General features: G+C 63.6%; 15 protein-coding genes. 10 read left to right on the plus strand and 5 right to left on the minus strand.

The window, feature by feature from the left end; genetic code table 11:
- The first annotated feature begins 32 nt into the window (after positions 1 to 32).
- From EGH21_RS14990 to EGH21_RS15020, 7 genes are all read left to right on the plus strand, one after another.
- Positions 33 to 1637 (plus strand): SipW-dependent-type signal peptide-containing protein, encoded by a 1605-nt coding sequence (locus tag EGH21_RS14990; protein ID WP_220619291.1) that lies wholly within the window; start codon positions 33 to 35, stop codon positions 1635 to 1637.
- Positions 1638 to 1734: 97 nt separating this feature from the next.
- Positions 1735 to 3291, plus strand: a complete 1557-nt coding sequence (locus EGH21_RS14995; RefSeq protein ID WP_220619292.1) for a SipW-dependent-type signal peptide-containing protein — start codon at positions 1735 to 1737, stop codon at positions 3289 to 3291.
- A 91-nt stretch (positions 3292 to 3382) separates the two neighbouring features.
- Positions 3383 to 4552 carry a SipW-dependent-type signal peptide-containing protein gene (locus tag EGH21_RS15000; RefSeq protein WP_220619293.1) on the plus strand — a complete coding sequence of 390 codons (1170 nt, stop codon included), beginning with the start codon at positions 3383 to 3385 and terminating at the stop codon, positions 4550 to 4552.
- A gap of 558 nt (positions 4553 to 5110) precedes the next feature.
- On the plus strand, positions 5111 to 5878 hold the full coding sequence (locus tag EGH21_RS15005) for a hypothetical protein (RefSeq protein WP_220619294.1): 768 nt from the start codon (positions 5111 to 5113) through the stop codon (positions 5876 to 5878).
- Positions 5875 to 6537, plus strand: coding sequence for a twin-arginine translocation signal domain-containing protein (locus EGH21_RS15010; RefSeq protein WP_220619295.1), 663 nt, complete (start codon positions 5875 to 5877; stop codon positions 6535 to 6537). Before EGH21_RS15005 ends, EGH21_RS15010 begins: the two co-directional genes overlap by 4 nt.
- An 87-nt stretch (positions 6538 to 6624) precedes the next feature.
- Complete coding sequence (locus EGH21_RS15015) at positions 6625 to 7806, plus strand: signal peptidase I (protein ID WP_220619296.1); 1182 nt, start codon at positions 6625 to 6627, stop codon at positions 7804 to 7806.
- Positions 7796 to 8185: a hypothetical protein gene (locus EGH21_RS15020; RefSeq protein WP_220619297.1), complete on the plus strand. Its 390-nt coding sequence runs from the start codon at positions 7796 to 7798 to the stop codon at positions 8183 to 8185. The genes EGH21_RS15015 and EGH21_RS15020 overlap by 11 nt, the downstream gene beginning before the upstream one ends.
- Before the next feature lie 338 nt (positions 8186 to 8523).
- Here EGH21_RS15020 and EGH21_RS15025 read toward each other — a convergent pair whose 3' ends face one another.
- Positions 8524 to 9489: a DMT family transporter gene (locus tag EGH21_RS15025; protein WP_236035572.1), complete on the minus strand. Its 966-nt coding sequence runs from the start codon at positions 9487 to 9489 to the stop codon at positions 8524 to 8526.
- Positions 9490 to 9769: 280 nt separating this feature from the next.
- Between EGH21_RS15025 and EGH21_RS15030 the strand changes: the two genes are divergently transcribed.
- Both EGH21_RS15030 and EGH21_RS15035 read left to right on the plus strand, forming a co-directional pair.
- Complete coding sequence (locus EGH21_RS15030; RefSeq protein WP_220619299.1) at positions 9770 to 10972, plus strand: outer membrane protein assembly factor BamB family protein; 1203 nt, start codon at positions 9770 to 9772, stop codon at positions 10970 to 10972.
- 184 nt (positions 10973 to 11156) lie between these two features.
- Entirely contained in the window at positions 11157 to 12119 is a 963-nt protein-coding gene (locus EGH21_RS15035) for a glycosyltransferase family 2 protein (RefSeq protein ID WP_220619300.1), read from the plus strand.
- Positions 12120 to 12143: 24 nt separating this feature from the next.
- On the opposite strand, the gene EGH21_RS15040 is transcribed toward EGH21_RS15035, so the two are convergent.
- On the minus strand, positions 12144 to 13658 hold the full coding sequence (locus tag EGH21_RS15040) for a lipopolysaccharide biosynthesis protein (RefSeq protein ID WP_220619301.1): 1515 nt from the start codon (positions 13656 to 13658) through the stop codon (positions 12144 to 12146).
- Between the two features lie 121 nt (positions 13659 to 13779).
- On the opposite strand from EGH21_RS15040, the gene EGH21_RS15045 reads away from it, so the two are divergent.
- A complete protein-coding gene (locus tag EGH21_RS15045) occupies positions 13780 to 14742 on the plus strand; it encodes a glycosyltransferase family 2 protein (protein ID WP_220619302.1) in 963 nt (320 codons plus the stop codon).
- A gap of 50 nt (positions 14743 to 14792) precedes the next feature.
- On the opposite strand, the gene EGH21_RS15050 is transcribed toward EGH21_RS15045, so the two are convergent.
- Genes EGH21_RS15050 through EGH21_RS24070 form a run of 3 tightly spaced genes read right to left on the minus strand, consistent with a single transcriptional unit; the run spans position 14793 to position 21585 of the window.
- Positions 14793 to 17348 (minus strand): CARDB domain-containing protein, encoded by a 2556-nt coding sequence (locus EGH21_RS15050; protein WP_220619303.1) that lies wholly within the window; start codon positions 17346 to 17348, stop codon positions 14793 to 14795.
- Between the two features lies 1 nt (position 17349).
- Positions 17350 to 19482, minus strand: coding sequence for a CARDB domain-containing protein (locus tag EGH21_RS15055; protein ID WP_220619304.1), 2133 nt, complete (start codon positions 19480 to 19482; stop codon positions 17350 to 17352).
- A 3-nt stretch (positions 19483 to 19485) separates the two neighbouring features.
- A complete protein-coding gene (locus EGH21_RS24070; protein WP_236035573.1) occupies positions 19486 to 21585 on the minus strand; it encodes a PKD domain-containing protein in 2100 nt (699 codons plus the stop codon).
- Positions 21586 to 21716: the final 131 nt, after the last annotated feature.

Here is a 21716-nt window from a genome sequence, read left to right on the forward strand (position 1 = left end):
TGGGTCTTCCCCCGAACGGGGAGAGGGAGAAAATGGCAGACAGATTCGAACTTTCGAGGCGGAAAGTGCTCGGCGGACTGGGAACCATCGGGGTCGCCTCCGCGGGCGCTGGACTCGGCACGACGGCGTTCTTCAGTGACACGGAAACGTTCGAGAACAACAAACTGCAGGCCGGTAGTCTGGACATGAAGGCGGCCTATTCGGCCCACTACTCCGACTGGTCGGAGGACGAGGACGACGGCCTCGACGGCGAGGTGCAGATGACCGACCCGAGTGGTGGTCCAGTAGCAGACGGTCGGGTCGGCCTCCCGTCGAACGTCGCTTCGATGATCTCGGTGCAGGACGCCGACGACGCGAAACAGTTCCTCGCGAACACGCAGACGGGAGCTGACGGCGACGCGTCGTGTTCCGGTGGAACAGACGCCGATGACCTCGACAAGCCGGTCATCGAACTCGGCGACGTCAAACCGGGCGACTTCGGCGAGGTGACGTTCTCGTTCGCGCTGTGTGACAACCCCGGCTACGTCTGGATGAACGGCGAACTCGTCGACGCGAGCGAGAACGGTGTCACCGAATCGGAAGCTGACGACGACGACGAGGACCAGAAAGAGGATGGAAGCCTCAAGGATGCAAACGATTCGGAGAAAACCGTCGAACTCCTCGACGAGGTCAAAGCCGCCGTCTGGCTCGACGACGGGAACAACTACCAGAACGGTGGCGAGCAGCCGCTTATCGTCGACTCGCTCAGGAACGTTCTCAACGAACTGGAGACGAGTGGATCCGACAGAGGAATCCGCATCGACGGGCGGAACGTGGCAGCGAGCGATATCGTCCCTACCGACTTCACGGCTCACGGCGTGAACCGGTTCGATTTCAGCACAGACGGAGACTACGACCTCGACTTCGAACTGACGAACGACCCGGCCGGTGGCAGCGGCAAGGTCGCCCACGGTACGTCCGGTGGTGCGTCGACCACGGACTACGCTACCACCTCAGTCCCGGTCGGGGAGACCATCGGGAACATCAAGGGCGGGTCGCTGACCTACGAGTACTACGGGGGCGCGGACAACACCAACTCCGCACCGGACGAGGTGTGGCTGCTCATCGAGGAGACGGACGGGACCCAACACGTCGTCTACCACACCTCCAACGACGGTGACATCGACGCCCAGACGTGGAAGACTCGCAACGTCCATCTGGAGGTCGACGGAGACCCGGACCCCGAGGACAACCCCGGCTACAACTGGTTCGAAGTGACCTCAGGAGGAAACACCAAAATTCCGGACGACGATGGGAACGACGGCAACAGCGTCGCCGATCTCGGGGCCAAATACGACGACGACGCCACGGTGGTAGCGATGGCCGTTGGTCTCGGCAACATCGGGAGCGCGTCGGTCTCCGACGTCTATTACCGAAATCCCTCGCTGAACGGGACCTCGCTCGGCCACTTCCCGACGGCGTGTTTCCGAGGGTCCGCGGACGATCACGACCACGTCCACAGCGCCGTCTTCGCGTGGTGGCTGCCTGTCGACCACGCCAACGAGATTCAGACGGACAGCGTCGAGTTCGACCTCGGGTTCTACACCGAGCAGTGCCGCCACAACGACGGCACGGGGATGGCTCCCGAGAACGCCTGACCCTGCATCGTTCCGCGACCATCGGCCCACGCTGGCACCACGGCGGTTCGACTCCGCCGGTGGGTCTTCCCCCAAACGGGGAGAGGAGAGGCTGAAAATGACAGACAAATTCGAACTATCGAGGCGGAAAGTGCTCGGCGGACTGGGGACCATCGGGGTCGCCTCCGCGGGCGCTGGACTCGGCACGACGGCGTTCTTCAGTGACACGGAATCGTTCGACGGCAACAAGCTGACCGCTGGTTCACTGGACCTCAAGATGGACTGGCAGGAGCACTACTCCGACTGGTCCAGCGACGAGGAGCAGTACGCGGGGATGGCGTCGAGTGAGTCGACCGCGGACTACGTCCTCCCCGGTGGGCCGGCCGGCGAGTCCATCCTGCTGACCATCTCCGACGAGGACGAGTTCATGGCGGCGACGTCCATCGAAGCATTTCCCGACAAGGACAACGACGCGATCAACGACTACGACGCGACGCTGGAAGCACTCACGGACACCGACGCGAGTGACCCGGGTCCGGGAGACATCTGTAACATCGGTGCCGACACGCCGGAAGACCTCGACCCGACCACAGGGTACCGCACGAAGAACGCGGACACCTACGACCAAGAGAGTGGCACGTACAAGCCGCTCATCTCGATCGACGACGTGAAACCGGGCGACTTCGGCGAGGTGACGTTCAGCGCACACCTCTGTGGAAACCCGGGGTATCTCTGGATGTTCGCGAGCAACGTCGACGGGAGTGAGAACGGGTACACCGAACCTGAGATCAAGGACGACGACGAGTCCGGTGACGCTGACGGCGACGGTGTCGACGACACCGTCGAACTCCTCGACAAGATCCAGGCGCGGGCCTGGTACGACGGTGCCGGACACATCGGAGGCGATTCCGGAAACAACCTCAAAGACGCCGACGAGCCGACGATCGTCGGGCCCGACTCGCTACGGAACGTCCTCAGTGCACTCCAGCAAAACCCGGGCGTGCCACTGAGCGCCGCGAACTTCACGAAGCCGCACTGTGGGGCCTCACAGGACGGGAGTGGCATCGACGGCTCCTCGACGTTCACCTGCGTGGGGTCCACCAGCGTCAATCCGGACTGTGAGAGCCAGGGCTACAAGGTCGGCGTGAAGTTCGACGAGAGCGAACTGCCGGACCAGGACGGGAACTACCACACGATCACCAAGACGGTCACCATCGACGGCACGGATTACGACTTCTCGGTGGAGGTGAAGGTGACCGCCGAGGATGACGGTCAGCCACAGAAACTGGTCTACCAGAATCTGGAAGTCAACGGGACCGAGGCCGGTGCCGGTCTGGTCATCGTCAAAGGCGGTCCGAACGCGAACCTTTGTACGCCCGACGACGGCCCCGCGTCGGGAAGTGGCTCCTACGACCTCCATCCCCCAATCAATCCGAACAACGGCAAACCGTACGCGATCAGTCACATCGACTTCTGTATCGCGAATGGCATGCAGCCCCCAGACGCTCCGCCGCGGACCTGTCTCGTCAACTCGACGACGGTCTACGTCGGCTTCGAGTGGTGGCTCCCCATCAACCACGGCAACGAGGTCCAGACTGACAGCGTGAGCTTCGACCTCGGCTTCTACACCGAGCAGTGCCGCCACAACGACGGCACCGGAATGCAACGACAGTAGACCAGTAGCATCGCTTCACAACTATCGACCCACGCGGGCGCGCGACAGGCGGTTCGACTCCGCCGGTGGGTCTTCCCTGGAGAGGGACCCCATGACCAAACACAACCTCGAACTGTCACGGCGGAAGGTGCTCGCCGGCCTCGGCGGTGTCGGACTCGCATCGACCGGTGCCGGACTGGGAACGACGGCGTTCTTCAGCGACACGGAGACGTTCACGAACAGTCAACTCGTCGCCGGCGAACTGGATATGCTGGTCGACTGGGAGGAACACTACGCCGACTGGTCCGACGACGAGAACGACGACCGGACAGACGACTTCGGAGGCGACGAGACCGACCTCGACGGGGACGGAGATACCGACGACGATGGCACCGGGAACTTCGACGTCTTGATGACAGACGGCGATCCGACGACCGTTCCCGACGGCTATACGGGACTCCCCACTCCGATGGAGCCACTCATCGCGGTGCCCGACGAGTTCGTCGACGACTTCATGATGAACACGGCTATCGAAGCCTTCCCCGACGAGGACGACGACGGGATTCAGGATACGATATACACCCGTAACCAACTCAGCAAAATGACGTCCTTGTCGCCCGAGGAAATAGAGGAGGAATTCCGGTCACAGTTCGCGAACGTGCCTGACGAACTGGATTCGGACCTACGAACCGAGTCCTCACGGGGGGATCCGCTCGTGTATCTGGAAGACGTCAAGCCGGGTGACTTTGGTGAGGTGACGTTCAGCCTCCACCTGTTCAACAACCCAGGGTACATCTGGCTCGACGCGGAGATACTCGAGAACGCCGACAACGGCATGACTGAACCCGAAAAGAAAGACGACGACGAGTCGGGGACGAACGCGAACGGGAACAACCCGGGCGAACTCCTCGACGCCATCCACACGCTGGTCTGGCACGACGACGGCGACAACGTCCTCGAACAGAGCGAGATCGTCTACGCGCCACACGACGTCGACAGCAGCACGTCCATCACGCTCGAAGGCGACGAGCGTATCGTCGCCCGCGGAACCCTCCGTGACGTCCTCGAAAGCGCGGCCGACGGCGGCATCCCGCTCGACGCCGACACGCGGACGAGCGAGCGTGACTGTTACCCGAACTCGACGACGCGACACGTCTGCTTTGCGTGGTGGCTGCCCGTCGACCACGCCAACGAACTCCAGACCGACTCCGTCGGGTTCGATCTCGGGTTCTACACCGAGCAGTGCCGTCACAACGACGGGTCTCGACTGCCGGCCGAATGAGGTCGACCCGGCGCATCTCCACGGTTCCTCTTCTCACCGACCGATACGCTGACTCATCGTCACAATCCAAACTTCGATCAGCATGTCGTAGGCTGTTGCTTCCCGAACGATCGAATCTGTTCACGCAATCAGGCGGTTTCTAAAGCGCAGTCTCGGGAAATCAGTCGACGGCTGAAAATTGGCCGAAGCGGCACGTTTCGCTGTCGAATCGACCAATTGACTCATTAGATAAGCCCAGACAGGTCGACCCCCCACACGGTAATCGGCAGCAACCCGCCAAACAGGTCGTTCAAGTGAACGACCAGTGGCTGTTGACTGTCTAACAGTCGAGTCGGACTCCACGCTGCCGGGCCGATGGGTGTGATCGAATATGCAAAATGAACGGACGTTCAGCGAGTCACCGGTCACGAGCGCGTCCGAACACGCGCGCGTGTACAGGACCATCCGGGAGAGCGGTATTCACGGTTCGGCTCTCAGAGCTGTCGAGAAGCAACCGGCGAGCATCACGGGCCAATCGAATGACGGGGCTACAGTCATCTGGAGGGCGCTTCGCAGTCGATGACAGACCGTCGAATTACGCGTCGGCAGGTCCTCGGCGGGCTCGGAACGGCGGGGATGGCGTCCGTCGCGATAGCGCAGTTCGGGTCGGCCGAGACGAAGTACACGAACGCGACCGTTTTCACCGACGAGGACGACACGCCCGTACTCACCATCGAGTGGCGCGAGCAGTACAACGGGCAGGTCGTCGAACGGGCGTCAGTCGACTCGGAAACTCCCGAAGGGGAGTTGCCGGCGTTCGTGACGTCGAACGTTCTCCCCGGCGACTCGGGCGGGGTGCTGTTGCATATGACAGTGCCACCGTCGGGGGGCAAGCCTGAAACGTGTCTCTCCTTCGAAATGCGCGTCGAGGACATCAGCGAACAGGGCGAAACCGAGCCCGAGCGGAAGGCCGACGCCTCGACAGTGCTGGACGAGGCTATCGACGCCACCGTCTGGTACGACACCGGCCCCTTCCGGTCGAACGTCCTGTTCCCGTGTAACGGACGTCGAGACCCCGGCGAAAGAGTACTGGCGAGTGGACCGCTGGCAGCTGTCACCGACACACTCTCCGGTTCGTCGTCGCCGGTCGAAGTGTCCTGTCTCACCCCCTCGAATTCGCTTTGTCTCGGATTCGACTGGCACCTCGACGAAAGCGTGTCGAACGCGGTGCAATCGGACCGGGTCACCGTCGCGTTCGACGTCGTGATCGAATCGAGTGGGGGACACACTCATGACCGCCCGACAGACGATGCTGCTGGAGATTCGGCGAGGGAGGACCAGCCATGAGTGAGGAATGGAACCGCCGCTCTTTCCTCAAGAGCACCGCTGCCGCAGGGGTAATTGGATTCGCGGGCGGATCGTTCGTCCACATCCTCAAGACACAGGGCGGCACCCGGGCGACGCTCAACGACGCTGGAACCTACCCTGGACTGATCGGTGGCAAGGAACTGGATCTCCGGATGGCAGCGGCCGTCACCTACGACGGAACGACGACGACCACCCCGACACAGCAAGTCGACGAGTTTCCGCAGGTATTCGAGCGGGAACAGACGATCCAATTCTCGTTCGACGACATCGGAACCGACGCGACCGGGCGGGCCATCGTCGCCTTCGTGGTCTGTGACACACCGTCGGACGTGACAGTTCGCGTCGGCGCAAAGGGCGACACCGATCTGGCTGACGCCATCGAGGCCACGTTGTGGAGAGAGGAGACGCCAGATGCGAGTAGCACCCCCGGCAATTCGCCGCTGTACACGGGGACGCTTACACAGTTCTTGCCAGAACCAGTTCCGATGGCGGTGGGCGACTGTGTCGGGTGTCAGCCACTCGGCCTCGGCCTCGAATGGGAATTTACCGGAAGCACCGACAATCTTGCCGACACGTCCCTGAGTCTCGCTCTCGATTTCCAGGCCAGGCAGTGCGACAACCGGGAGGAGTCACAATGATAGACAGAACGAAACGATATCGACGGCGACGCAGAACCGAGCAGCGAACGGCCATTGCGGAGCGTGCAATGGATGGAGGTGAGGCGCGTGTCGGGAGCTAATCGGGTCGTCAAAATACTCGGGACACTCGCGTTAGTCGCAGTGGTCCTGCCCTTCGCGGTCGTCGGTGGCGCGAACGTCGTAGACGGCTATTCGAGTCACGTTGTCGTCAGTGGGAGCATGGAACCGGCTATCGGAGTTGGAGACGTCGTCATCATCGACCACTCACCAGGTGAGATACGGCAGGGCGACGTCATCACGTACGGGAGCGGTGACGATAGGCTCCCCACGACCCACCGTGTCGTCGACATCAGGTCACAAGAGGGGCAGGAGACGTACGTGACCAAAGGCGACGCGAACGAGGACCGCGACCCCACGCCGGTGCAACGACAGCAGGTCGTCGGGGAAGTGTTCCTGACGGTTCCGTATATCGGCCACGTCCTCACCTTCGCCGACACGACCTACGGGTTCGCCGTACTGGTGGTCGTTCCCATCGGTCTCCTGCTGTTGAACGAGGCGTGGGTCCTGTTCAGGTCGGCGCGCGACTCCGATGGCGACAAGCCGGACGATAGTGAGGAAGGAGACAGTGACAACGGTGCCAGTCCAGCCAGCGCCGGCGATGCCGACGATGGTGGTGAGACGATTACCCTCACGGCGAAGGAAATCCAGCTTGCGCTCGTCCCGACGGCTGCTTTGACGGTGGTCAGCGCCTGGATCACCTACGACACGCGCTCAGGTGTCGCGGCCGCGATTACGACCGCAGCGGGAGTCAGCCTTCTGTTCGGCTTCGGGATGGTCGTCACCAGTAGCGGACCGACCGACGAGATTGAAACGGCTAGCCAGGACGAGTCCGACAGTCTCAACTTGGTCGGTGAGGGAGAGTCACCACTGGAGATCACGACACCTGTGACTGTCGACGACGAACGTCTCGTCCCCGTCGAATCGGTCGAGACAATCGTCGCATGCGCCGAGGACATGGAGCGTTGTCTCCTCTGGGACCCAGCAGAGAGCGAATGCTACCTTCCGAACGGCGACCATCTCTACCGTTGTCAGTCGGTGAACGAATCAGTCGCGGAGACGCTGTCGGGGCTCGCTCCCGAAGGTGAGGAAGCCGCTGCCTCAACGACCGGCGCGGACGGACAGTCGGACGTGCCAGAGAACGGGTCGTCGATGCAGGACAACGCCGAGGCCGTCGAGTACCAGTTAGAGGAGGGGCCCGATGACACGTAATCAAGCGTCGGGGCAGAAAATCGCCGTACTGGCAGTCGTGACGGCTATCACGCTTGCGACCGGCGTCGGTGGCTTCTACACGGCAAGTGTCTTGAGCGACAGCGAGTCGGTCGTCAGTTCGTTCACCGTCGGGAACTCCGGAAATGTAGGAGGGACAGCCGAGACGACGACTCAGACTGAGACGGAAACAGCTACCGAAACCGAGACTGAGACTGAGACAGAAACAGCTACCGAAACCGAGACCCAGACAGAAACAACTACGGAGGCGATGGTCGCGCTGCCATCGCCGTCTAGAGTACATTCGGGAATCGCTGGTAGCCGTTCGTCCGCAGTCCCAGAGAGGTTGTTGTACAGGCCCGGTAATAGCCCAGTAGCATAGACGCCGGTGAGCGGGACGACCCTCGCTACCGCAGATTTGTTAGGTAGATACTAAATCAGCTGCAACTAAAATCGCATTATCGCAGAATGAGAGCCGAGACGCACAGTTTAATCAGCCCACAAACCACGGTCGGCACCATTTACCTGCTGAATAATAAATGTCGGATAGCGCGTTGGGTGAGATGTCCCGGGCCCCGATTGCCCGTACCAGAACCCCCACCCCACCCCACCCCAACGGTGCAATTCACGCCATCCCCGCTGCAGCCATCACTGGTCCGGGACGTTCCCTATCTTTCTGTCGTACGAGGACCTGGCGAGTGACGCCACCGCCGAACTCGGTCAGCAGTTCCGTTTGCAGTAGGCGTTCCCGCTGACGACCACGTAGTCGCCAGACGAGCCACCACCACGGTGTGTGTCCGACCGGCCACGGCGACGGAGTAGCGTCCTGAGCACGTCGGCTTTCACCCACGCGAATCCGACGAGGATGGCCGTGAAGCCGACGAGGGTCAGCGGCGTGAGTACCTCGCCGAGCAGGAGCCACCCGAAGACGGCAGTCACCGCCGGTACCGCGTAGGAGACGAGGCTGGTCTCGGCCGCCCCGACGGCGTCGACGAGCTGGAAGTACAGCAGGAAGCCGGCGGCACTCGCGAAGACACCGAGGTAGACGAGCGCGGCGAGGTGTTCAACGCCGGCCGAGACGGCGCCCACCTGCTCCGACGGCAACAGGGCACTGACTGCGTGGAGGATGACGGCGCCCACGACCGTCATCCCGGCCTGTACGGACACTATCGGGAGCGTCGTCGCGTACCGCTCGGTGAGCACCGCGCCAGCCGCGAAGACGACGGCGGCGCCGATGAGCAACGCGATACCGGTGAGTCGCGAGCCAAGCCCTCCCGGCGACGGGTTCGCGATGACCACTACGCCGAGGAAACCGCTGATGGTACCGATAATCTCGTGAGGGCGGGCCCGATAGCTCGGGAGGAGCGTCGCCGCGAACGCCGGCGTCACGACCGGCGTGAGACTGAGCAGGATAGCCCCATAGGCGCTCGGAACGTACTGTTGTCCCAGAAACAGCAGCGTGAAGTGGGCCCCGATGAGGAGCGTCCCGCCGACGAGGAACAGCGACACGTCGTCGCGGGTCCGCGGGCGAAGCGTTCGGCCGCGGTAGAGGGCGTAGCCGACCAGTACCGCGGCGGCGATATCGTGTCTGAGCGCCGCTAACAGAACGGGCGGGAACCCTTCGATGCCCGTCTTGATGGCGACGAAGGAGAGGCCCCAGAGCAGCGCGAGGGTCGCAAACAGCAAACCGATACGTCGAGTCGTTGGTGTCGTCACAGTAGAGGACAGGTGTAGACGCTGGAGACGTATCAAGCTTCTATCGCTACTGCGACGCATACACACAGAGAGGGCGTGACAGGGTCCCAGCGGTACGTTCGGGCTCCACTCAATCGTCGCTCGGGGCCGTCGACAACGAACTGGAGCGCGTCCCGGAGCATCGTACTGTCGTCCGGGCTGACGGTGACCGATAGCGCTCCCGTACAAGTAGGGCAAAAGACATTTGTTCGCGAGGAGAGAGCCGCGGTACATGCCCTCCAGACGACGATTCCTCGCCACACTCGGCGCCGGCGCGCTCGGCGGACTCGCAGGCTGCACGACGAGTGCCGACGAGCCACCGGAGCCGGCGACCCCTGAACTCGACGCCGACAGGCAGATTTACGGCTCCGACGGCAACTGGTCGAGTTTCGGCTGCAACGCCGGCAACACGCGGAGCGTCCACGGCATCAACGCGGGCGAAGCGCCAGTCGACGGCGTCAGCGAAGACTGGCGAGTGCCGGTCCCCGGCCTACAGCGAAATGCGCCGGTCGTGGCCGACGAGCGTGTCTATCTACCGACCCGTTCCAGTCTCCGTGTCTACGATGCGACCGACGGAACGGAACTGTGGCAAGCCGACGGTATCGGCGATTCGCCGGTCGTCCGTAGCGGGACGGTGTTCGCGGCAGACGGCCGTGAGAACGTGGTCCGAGCGCTCGCTGCGGATACCGGCGACGAGCGGTGGTCAGTCGAAACGGATGCACGACCCGTAGGGCCATCGATGTATCCCGGGACGCCGCTCGTCGTCGGGGCTGGCGAACGAGTGTACGGACTCGACCCGGGAACGGGAGAGTCGGTCTGGTCGCGAAAGGTGTTCGGCACCGTCCTACCCAGCCCGCCAGTGTGGAACGGGTATGCCGCCGCCGTCGCGACCGAAGCTGGTGAAGTCTCGCTACTCACGCTCACCGACGGCACTGGTATCCAGCGGTTCCGACTCCCGGCAACGCCAGTCTGTCCGCCGTCGGCCGACACGGACGCAGTGTACGTCACGTGTCGTGACGGCACGACCTATGCCCTGTCGGGAGACACGAGTTCCAGTAGTCGACGTCTCTGGTCGGTCGAGACGGGGTGGAGTCCCGGCGGCATCGCGCTCGATTCGGGCCTCGTGTTCGCCGGTACGTCGGGCGAACTCCACGCCGTCGAGAGCGACTCCGGCGACGTCCGCTGGACCCATCAACTGGGTGATTGGCGGCACACTGCCCCGGCAATCGGACGGGACACGCTCTTCGTCGGCGGCGACCGTCTGTGGGCACTGGACCCGACGCCGAAAGAGGGAGTCTTGGGCTCTGGTCCAGCGGTGCGGTACGAGCGCTCGTTCCACGGTCGCGTCGGTCCCGGGCCGGTACTCGACGACGGGACGCTGTACGTCGTCGCGGAGACGGGACCGGACTCGACGCATCTGCTCGCGCTGTCCTGAACCGCTAACCAACATTTTGCCGCTATCTCCCCCGCTGTTGGTTAGCCGACGGCGTGCGAGGTATCCAAAGCGGTGGACTGCGACTGGCACGTCGGTATCGCTCTGCCACAGGTTATAACGTGACTAACAAAACGATCCGCCGACCCGGTATCGGTCGGAGAGAATGGGCGTGTCGGAAACAGAGATGGTGAGCGTCGTCGTGCCGACGTACGACCGGGAACGGCTGCTCGTCGAGGCTGTCGAGAGCGTCCTCGCCCAGACCTACGACCCGATCGAACTACTGGTGGTGGACGACGGGTCGCCGACGCCAGCTCAGGAAGTTCTCGAAGACGTCGATCTCGGTGCCGTAGCGGATGCGACGATCATCAGACACGACGAGAACTGTGGTGGAAACGCAGCCCGAAATACGGGCATCGGAGCGGCGAGCGGCGGGTTCGTAGCGTTTCTCGACGACGACGACTACTGGCTCCCGAGGAAAATCGAACGTCAGGTGAGGGCCCTGCGGCGCGCCGAGGACGACGTTGCAGCGGTGTTCACCGGTCAACAGTGCGTCGACGGGGACGGTCGTGTGACGAACCTCACACGGCCGCTCCCACCGGGTGATTTCTTGACACAGCTCACTCGGAGTGGGTCGTTCGGACAGTTTTCTGCGCTCCTGGTCAGGTCGGACGTGTTCGACGCGGTGGGGTATCTAGACGAGCGGTTCCCGTGCCTCCAAGATCGCGAGTTCTACTTCAGGTTAGCGACCGAGTTCTCTTACGAAACTGTGCCCGAACCACTGACTGTCCGCCGAATCGCGGACCATAGACAGATATCGGACGATTACGAGACGAAACGCGACGTCGGGTGTCCCCTTCTGTTGGCGAAACATCGCCCCACTATCGCAGCGAACCGGCCGTCTCAGGAACGCCACTTCCTGGCGGGGATTCATCGACTGGTAGCGACGTCTGCGCTTTCGAACGGGTACTACAAGGACGCCATCCGCCACTCACTGCTGACGCTACGGTATCGGCCAGTCTATCTTCAGTCGTACGTGTTTCTCCTGATAGCCCTCGGTGGTGACTGGGGGGTCAGGGTCGCACGTTTGCTAAAGCGCTCCTTCAACCGACTGTATGCTAACGTGACTGTTCGCACCTCGTCGAAGTGAGGCGTGCTTCGAATCGGTCGTCGGCTACTCCTGGAGTGCGGTGACGAGTCTTCCGAGTTCGTCTCTGGGACCGACGTCGAAGAGGCGGTTCCCGATGAGAAGGATTCCTCCGTAGGCCACCACGCCCGTCAAGACGAGCATGACAAAGTTGATGCTGGGAGAAAGAGAGACGAACGCACTTCGGGAGGTCCAGACAACGGCCCCCATGAGTGCACTGGCGATAACCGGGACAGTCAGAATCTGGAGGAAGTGCCAAACGCTGCCATCGACTTGACGGATGGCGACAAAGAGCGCGATGGGATTCTGCAGTCCACCGCTGACGAGGAGCGCGACTGCAGCCCCGGCCGTCCCCCACGTAGTGGTCGCCGGATAGAGGCAGACGAGGAGGACGAGCAAGCGGGAAAACTGGAGGACTGTGCTGTATTCGGGATGGTCGATTGCACGGAAGAGCGGCCCGAGTATCGACACGATAGCACGCAATGCAGCCCAGACCGCGAGAAGTTGCATGGTCAGTATCATGTCGGTCCAGGAGGGGCCGAGGAACGCATCGACGAAGACCGGTGTGACGAGCACTATCCCCGTCGCCATCGGCACAGCGACGTACGACACGAATTTGACGGTCCCGAAGAACCCGTCGCGGAGTGTCTGCAGGTCACTTTGAGCCTGCGAGAAAGCCGGAAACGTGACTCTGGAGACGACGTGTGTGATCTCCGTCGCCGGCGCGTTCGAAAACCGGAACGCCATCTGGTAGAGCCCCAGTGCGGTCGTCCCGAGCGTCAGACCGACGAGTGCGTCGTCGACACGATTGAGCAGGAAGACGAGGATACCGGACCCGAAGATCCACTTCCCGTATCCGACCAGCTCCCCCGCTGCGTTCCGGTCGAAACTGAGTGCCGGCCGGTATGGATGCACGAGATACGAGACGATGGTCTGCGAGACGGTACTCGCTATCAAAGCCCAGACCAGAGCCCAGAGCGTGCCGAGGGTGATGGCCACACCGATAGCAGTGATGGTGTGAGCGACTGTCCCGGAAACCTTGTACACGAACTCACGGTGGAACTCGAGTTGTTTCTTGAAGTAGACGACGCCGGGATTACGGAGCCCTGTGACCAGTGGAACGACCGCCAGTGCGCGTATCACCGGTTCTAACGTTGGACTCTCGAAGACTGTCGCGACGAACGGTGCAATGGCGACAGCGGTGACTGCCAGCCCCACCCCTCGGACACTTCGCAAGACCCACGTAGTGTCGAGGTATCCGTCGACGTCGTCCCGTCGATGTTGGACGAGCGCTTCGTCTAGGCCGAGCTGTGAACACCGTCGGAGAACGGACAGGCTCAGCATAGCGAGTCCGACCACACCGAAGGCAGTCGGCGAAAGGAGCCCGGCGAGGACGACGAGCGTCCCCATTCTGACGAGACGGTCGAGAACGTTCAGCAAGCCGAGCCACAGGCCTCCGGTAGCGGCCTGACCGAGGAGTGAACTCCCCGGCCGGAAGAGGTCGACGACTCGGCGAACCGCCGACAGAACCTTTCGCAACACAGGTCACGTTCCGACCACGCCGAGATAGTTATCCTACGTCTACGGAAACAGGCAGTGAATGGCCCTCGATAGAAGCCTGTGAATACTATAACGAGTCCGGTCGGTGGGCTACGTTATCACGATGGCTTCCGAGTCCGCACGGAGTCCCGACATCTCTGTAGTCATCCCGGTGTACGAGGACCCTTCGGGTGTTCGACGTACCCTCCAGTCGGTGACGGACCAGACGGCGTCGGCTTCGACGTACGAGGTCATCGTCGTCGACAACGGGTCCGGGGACGCGACCCCCACCGTCGTCCGAGAGTTCGAGAGGGCGGCACCAGACCTCGTCACACTCGTCGTCGAGGACGAGGTGCGAGGCTCCTACGCGGCGCGGAACGCGGGCATCGCTCGGGCGGTCGGTGACGTCGTCGCGTTCGTCGACGCGGACATGACTGTCGAGCGGTCGTGGGTGGAGGCAGTCGTCGAGACGATGACCGAAGACGTGGATTACGTAGGGTTCGACGTCGAACTGGTCGAATCGACGCCGAACTCCGTCGTCGATGCGTACAATCGGTACACCGAATTTCCGGTGGAGCGGTACCTCACAGAGGACAATTTCGCGCCGACCTGTTGTCTCGCCGTTCGTCGCGAAGTCTTCGAGGCCGTCGGTCCGTTCGACGACCGACTCTGTTCGTCGGGTGACGCAGAGTTCGGTAAACGTGTCCACGAAGCCGGGTTCGACCAACAGTACGAGCCGTCGATTACCATGTACCACCCGACGCGGTCGACGCGTGAGTTACTGGCAAAGTACGTCCGCATAGGGCGAGGACTCCGACAGCGGGAGCGATACCACTCCGAACTGTTCGATCGTCGGCCGCTCTGGCATCCAAAACAACTCGTCCCGACCGTCTCGCCGTTCCAACTCCACGACTCGGCACGAGAGGTACAGGCCGAGTCTGACCGTCAAGTCCGCTTGCACGAACTACTCGTGTTCTACTGCCTCGACCATCTGATTCGAGTCGCCACGTTCGCTGGCCGAATGTACGAGTGGCTATGCGACCGCGAGACACAGGCTGAGGTAGCACCTGTCGAAAAGACGTCGTAGAAAGAAAGTGGTCCCGTTCCCAACCCGTTTTTAAGCGGGTGAGACCGGTGTCATTCTTCGGGTAGCTCTACGGTGATGGTGTGGGTGCCCGGGCCGAACGTGTCGGTGGACGAATCGACGAGCTCCTGTTCGTCGGCGATTTCGCGACTCCAATCAGCCTCCGGTTTCGAGTAACTCACCAGCGAGAGCTCGTACGTACAGCCGTCGTCGACGGTGAACGTGACCGACGCCGTGCCGTCGTCGACCTCGATGTTCTGGTCCTCGATGCAACCGGCGACCGTCTCGTTCAGCGTGTCGGGACGCCCACGCCGCGTCACGGGGTCCTCCGAGCTTCCGTGGAGGTACTGGACGAGCCTGTCTTGGTCACTGTAGAAGTTGTCACTGTCTTCCGGGCCGAGGTGTTCAAGGGGTTCGCCTTCGACGAAGTCGACCTGGTAGTAGGTGACCTCCTCGTCCTCGGACGACTCAACGGCAATCGACGCGTCGCCCGTGTCGGTCACCGTGTAGGAGTCACCGTCCTCGTTCCCCAACGCCTCGACGCTCAGTTCGACGTCACTGGACCCGTCGCTGTCGCCGCGGACAGTGACCGTCGCGATGGTGACGCTCCCGCTGTCGGACGTGTCCGCCAGCGCAGCCTGCACCTCGGCGCTGCCGTCGTCGATGGATACCTCGGTCGTCTCCGACGATGGGCCGCCTTCCAGCGTCACGTCGGTTATCGTGGCGACACCCGGGTCGGCGAGACTGACCGTGAAGTCGTACGCACCGACGCCGCCGTCGGCGCTCTCGACGACGACGTCGTAGGTCGTCGTGTCGCCGGCCTCGACGGTCGCGCTGTCGGGGTCTAGCTGGACCTCGGTCTCCAGCTCAGGCGAGGGCTCGTCGGGCTCTTCGATGGCGATGGTCGCCGTCGCCGAGTCGTCGTCGGTGAACACGCCGTGTTCGTAGTCGCCGACATCGAGTCCGCTCGTGTCGAGGTCCTCGAACGTGACCGTCTCTGACTCGCCGCCGTCCAGCGTCAGTTCCTGTGCGACGAGTGCTTCGTCGGATTCGAGGTCGTCGTCACCGTCGACGTCGAGACGGAACTCGACGTCCTGGGTCCCTTCCTCGTCGCCCTCGTTGGCGACCTCGGCGGAGACGTCGATTGCGTCGCCCTGCGTCGCGCTGTCGGGCGCCTGCAGGTTCGACACCTCGAAGTCAGCCGGGTCCGGCGCTGGGTCGGGGTCAGGGTCTGGGTCCGGGTCCGGATCAGGATCAGGGAGTGCTCTGACGTTGAGTGAAGCATCGCGCGTCTCGTTCACCGTGTAGGACTCTCCGGCTTCGGTCCCGAGCGCCTCGACATCGAGTCCCACGTCGCTGGTACCGGCGCTGTCACCGCGGACGGTCACCGTCGCGATGGTCACGGTTCCCGTCTGGTCCGTGTCGGCGAGTGCGGCCATCACGTCGGCTTCGGAGCCGTCGCCAGCGATCGAGACCTCAGTCGTCTCGTCGGCCGGATCCCCATCGACGGCGACATCCGTTATCGAGGCGACACTCGGGTCGGCGAGACTGACCGTGAAGTCGTAGGCACCGACACCACCGGTTGCGGGCGCCACGACCACGTCGTAAGTCGTCGTATCGTCGACGTCGACGTTCCGGCTACTCGGCGAGAGCCGAACGTTCGTCTCGGGGGCCGGCTCTGGGTCGGGTTCCGCGGCCGCTTCGACGGTGAGCGTGGCCGTCGCCGAGTCGTCGTCGGTGAACACGCCGTGCTCGTAGTCGCCGGCGTCGAGACCGCTCGTGTCGATGTCCTCGAACGTGACGGTCTCTGACTCGCCCCCGTCCAGCGTCAGTTCCTGCGAGGTCAGCGCTTCGTCGGACTGGAGCGTCCCGTCCCCGTCGACGTCGAGACGGAACTCGACGTCCTGGGTCCCTTCCTCGTCGCCCTCGTTGGCGATTTCGGCTGAGACGTCGATAGCGTCGCCTTGCGTCGCGCTGTCGGGCGCCTGCAGGTTCGACACCTCGAAGTCAGCCGGATCTGGCTCTGGTTCGGGCTCCGGCTCCTCGGCAGCTTCGACGGTAATCGAGGCACCGTTGGTCTCACTCACGACGTAGGACTCGCCGGCTTCGGTTCCCAGTGCCGAGACGCTCAGGCCGATGTCGCTACTGCCTGCCGCGTCGCCGCTGACGGTGACTGTCGCGATGGTCACGCTCCCGCTGTCGGACGTGTCCGCCAGCGCGGCCTTCACGTCGGCGGTGGACCCGTCACTGGCGATCGACACCTCGGTCGTCTGATCGGCTGGGTCACCCTCGACGGTCACGTCAGTTATCGAGGCGACGCTCGGGTCGGCGAGACTGACCGTGAAGTCGTACGCGCCGACGCCGCCGGCGGCGCTCTCGACGACCACGTCGTAGGTCGTCGTGTCGCCGGCCTCGACGGTCGCACTACTGGGCTGGAGGCTGACCGTCGTTTCAGGCCCTTCCTGCTGTTGTGGCCCCGCGATTTGTAAGGCGCCACCGGGGCCGACGCCGACGGCGGCGCCACCGATACCGACCGTCGCGACGAGCGCTGCCATCGCGATGACGAGTACGCTCTTCGTCTCCAGCACCGCGGGAACGCTCGCTCGCACGCTAGTTCACCTCCGTGAACAGTTTCTGCACGTCGACCACGTCGACGGTGCCGTCGCCGTTGAAGTCGAAGTTCGCCGCGTTGTTCTGGACGGTGTCACCCTCCAGATTGGCGAACAGGGCCTGCACGTCGACGATGTCGAACTCGCCGTCGCCGTTGACGTCCTCGTAGAGGCCGTCGCCATCGGGGTCGGTCGGGGCGTTGGCGAAGTCGCCGACGGGCGGGATGCTCTCTGCTTCGACGGTGAGCGTTGCCGTCGCCGAGTCGTCCTCGGTGTACACGCCATGGGTGTACTCGCCGGTATCGAGACCGCTCGTGTCGATGTTCTCGAAGGAGACAGTCGTCGATTCACCGGGCTCTAACTCCACGTCCTGACTGGCTATGGTCGTCCCGTCGAGACGGAACTCGACGGTCTGCGTGGCCGTCTGTTCGCCCGTGTTCTCGACGGTCGCGGAGACGTCGATGACGTCGCCTTGCGTCACCGTCACGTCGGTCGGGCTCAGGTCCGAAACCTGGAACGACGCGGGTTCTGGCGGCTCCTCGACGGTGAGTGTCGCCGTCGCCGAGTCGTCCTCGGTGTAGACGCCGTGCGTGTAATCACCGGTATCGAGACCGCTCGTATCGATGTCCTCGAAGGTAACCGTCGTCGACTCACCAGGCGTGAGCGAGACGTCCTGACTCTGAAGGACGGTTCCGTCGACCTGGAACTCGACAGTTTTCGTAGCCTGAAGGTCACCCGCGTTCTCGACGGTCGCGGAGACGTCGATGACGTCGCCTTGCGTGACAGTCACGTCCGTCGGACTCAGGTTCGACACTTCGAAGGTCGCGGGTTCCGGCGGCGCTTCGACGGTCACGGAGGCTCCGTTCGTACCGGTCACGTCGTATCCAGTGCCGCTCTCGTCGAAGACCAGCACACCGTCGTTGCCGTCAGAAGGACCGAGAGACAGTCCAGCGGTCCCAGCGCTCTCGCCCTGGACGGTCACTTCGGCTATCGTGACGCTACCGGTGTCGGCGGTGTCGCGGAACGCGTACTCCACGTCGACCGACGACCCGTCGTTGGCCACGTCGACCTCGGTGCTTCCGGACCCGAGAACGTTGGCACTCGTTATCGTCGCGACGCTCGTGTCGTCGACAGCCACGCTGAACTCGGCGGCCCCGACGCCACCGTCGGCACTGTCCACGACCACGTCGTAGGTGACCGCCTGCCCGGTGGTGACCGTCTGGTCACTGGGCTCGAGGCTCACCGTCGTCTCCTCGCTCGGCGGTTCCGGCGGTTCCTCGATGGTTATCGTGGCCGTCGCCGTGTCGTCGGGTGTCGCCACACCGTGCGTTAGCGTTCCCGGCGAGAGACCGCTGGTGTCGACGTCGGTGAACTCGACGGTAGTCGAGTCGCCTGCGTCCAACTGCACGTCCTGCGAGGCGATGGCGCTCTCGTCGGCTATCGAGTCGTCGCCGTCGGTGTCGACGCGGAACTCGACGGCCTTCGTGGCGGCTTCGCCACCAGTGTTCTCTACCGTCGCAGAGACGTCGATGGCGTCGCCCTGCGTCGCGCTGTCCGGCGCCTGCAGGTTCGACACGTCGAAGGTTGCCGGGTCGGGCGCCGGTTCGTCAGCGGCGACGGTCAGGGTCGCGTCGTTCGTACCGGTCACGTCGTAGCCAGTACCCTCCTCGTCGAAGACCAGCACACCGTCGTTACCCGGCGCCGCGGCGAGGTCGATGCCGGTCGAACCATCACTAACGCCCTGGACGGTCACTTCCGCGACCGTCACGCTACCGGTGTCGGCCGTGTCACGGAACGCGTACTCCACGTCGACCGACGACCCGTCGTCGGCGATATCCGTGTTCGTCGCACCAGACCCGAGGACGTTCACCTCGGTAATCTCGGCGACGCTCGGGTCGTCGACGACCACGCTGAACTCGGCGGCACCGACGCCGCCGTCAGCGCTGTCGACGACGACTTCGAAGGTGGCCGACTGGCCGACGTCGACGCTCGAATCTGTCGGTTCGAGACTCACGCTGGTCCCGCCGGCGGCGGCCGCGAATGGAGCCGCAGCGGGCACCATCACCAGTAGTGCGACCGCGGCGACGACAACGCGCCACACGCGTCCATCGTCCGGGAGTCGGTCCAGTGACATGGGTTACGCCGTCACCTCGCTGAAGAGCGTTTGCGCGTCGCCGACGTTGACCACGCCGTCGCCGTTGAAGTCGTACGCGTCGGCGTAGTTCTGGACGGCCGGCGAGTCGCGGTTGCTGAACAGCGCCTGTGCGTCCCCGACGTTCGTGCTGCCGTCGCCGTTGACGTCCTCGTAGAGGCCGTCACCGTCGGGGTCACTGGGCAGAGCTCCGTCGCCGTTGACGTCCGGCGGGGTGAACTCTATCTCGGCGGTCGAACTGTCCGCAGTCGTGAACACGCCGTGCTGGCGGGGGCCGAAGTCGGCGTCCGCGGGCACGGAGACGGAGAAGGTCACTTCGTCCGTCTGGCCGGCCGCTATCGTCTCCTGCTTCGTGACGACAGTCTCTAAGTCACCGTCACCGTCGGCATCGATGCGGAACTCGACCGGTTGAGTGCTCTCGACGCTCCCGTCGTTGGTGACGTTCGCCGTGACCGTGATAGTGCTCCCGACAGCCGCCTTGTCGGGCGCGCTGAGGTCGCTGACGAGGAACTGCACTGCCTCCACGTCGAGGGTTGCCCCGTTCGTACCGGTCACGTCGTAGCCCTGCCCTCCTTCGTCGAAGACCAGCACCTCGCTGTTGTCGTCAGTCGGTTCGACCGAGAGGTTGGCAGTGCCAGCACTGTTCCCTTCGACGGAGACGGTCGCCACCGTGACGCTGCCGGTGTCGGCAGTGTCGGCGAAGGCGTACTCGACGTCGACCCACGAGCCGTCAGCGGCGACCTCTATCTCCTCGGTCGCGCTGTCGTCGACTACGTTCGCGTCGGTAATCGATGCGACGCTCGTGTCGTCGATGGCGACGCGGAGTTCGGCGGCACCGACGCCGCCGTCCGCGCTGTCGACCACGACGTCGTACGTCGTCCCGACGCCAACCGCGGTGGTCTGGTCGGTGGGCTGGAGGCTCACCGTCGTCTCCTTCGCCGGTTCAGACGGCTCCTCGATGGTGATCTGTGCCGTCGCGCTGTCGTCGGGCGTCACGACCCCGTGCGTGTAGGTGCCGGCCGCGATGCCGCTCGTGTCCACGTCGAACTCGACGGTCGTCGATGCATCGGCATCGAGCTGGACATCCTGCGAGGCGACGGCGCTCTCGTCGGCTATCGACCCGTCACCGTCGGTGTCGAGACGGAACTCGACGGTTTTGGTCGCAGACTGACCGCCGGTGTTCTCGACGTCGGCCGAGACGTTGATGACATCTCCCTGCGTCGCGCTCGCGGGCGCTTGCAGGTTTGTCAGTTGGAAGTTCGCTGCCTCGGGTGGCTGGACGGTGACGTTCACCGTATCCGAGTCGGACGCGCCGTCGTCGTCGGTGACGGTCAGTTCGAACGCCAGCGTCGTCTCGCTACTGACGTCTGGAGCGGTGAACGTCGGCGTCGCCGTGTCTGCGTCGGTCAGCGTGACGCCACTGCTGGTCGTCTCGGTCCACGAGTAGGTCAGCGTCCCGTCGGGGTCGTCCGAGCCGGTGCCGTCGAGCGTCACCGTGTCGCCGGCCGTGACCGTCTGGTCGGCGCCCGCGTCCGCGATGGGCGCGACGTTGACGTCCTCGACGGTGAGCGTCGCACTACCGACGGTGTCGAGCGTGTAGCCGGCGCCGTCCTCGTCGAAGACGACAAGGTTGCCCGTCTCGCTGTTCGGCACGACGTTAACGTCGGTCGAACCTTCCGCGGCGCCCTGTAGGGTCACCTCAACGATGGTGACAGCGCCGGTGTCGGAGCTATTGGCGAAGGCGTACTTGATGTCCGCCGCCGCCCCGCCGCCGGTGATGTTGTTGTCGGTACTCCCGGGCGTGTGGAGGACCGTCACGTCGGTGATGGTGGCCACACCGGGATCACTCAGTTCGACGCCGAGTTCGGCGGCGCCGACGCCGCCATCTGCGTTCGCCACAGCTATCTCGACCGTGGTGGTCTCGTCAGGGGCGATGGTGTTGTCGCTGTCTGTAATCGATACCGTCAGGTCCGTCGTGGTCGCTGCGCTAGCGAGGCCAGCGGTCGTCCCGAGGACGACGATGGTCGCTAACAGCAGGCTCAGGACCTGCGACCGCGATGGGTTCGTTAGTCCGCGTGATGTCATTATGTTGGGTTTTTGCGTCGTGCCGTTCCGAAGTCGATGCGTGAGTTCCAGCGACGTGGCGCGTTGGTCGCCGACCCGGCGGAGACAGTCAGCCTCTGGAGTGGTGCCGGGTCGAAGGTGGAGCAGAGGCT

The sequence above is a fragment of the Haloarcula rubra genome (assembly GCF_019599465.1).
Classification (GTDB): domain Archaea; phylum Halobacteriota; class Halobacteria; order Halobacteriales; family Haloarculaceae; genus Haloarcula; species Haloarcula rubra.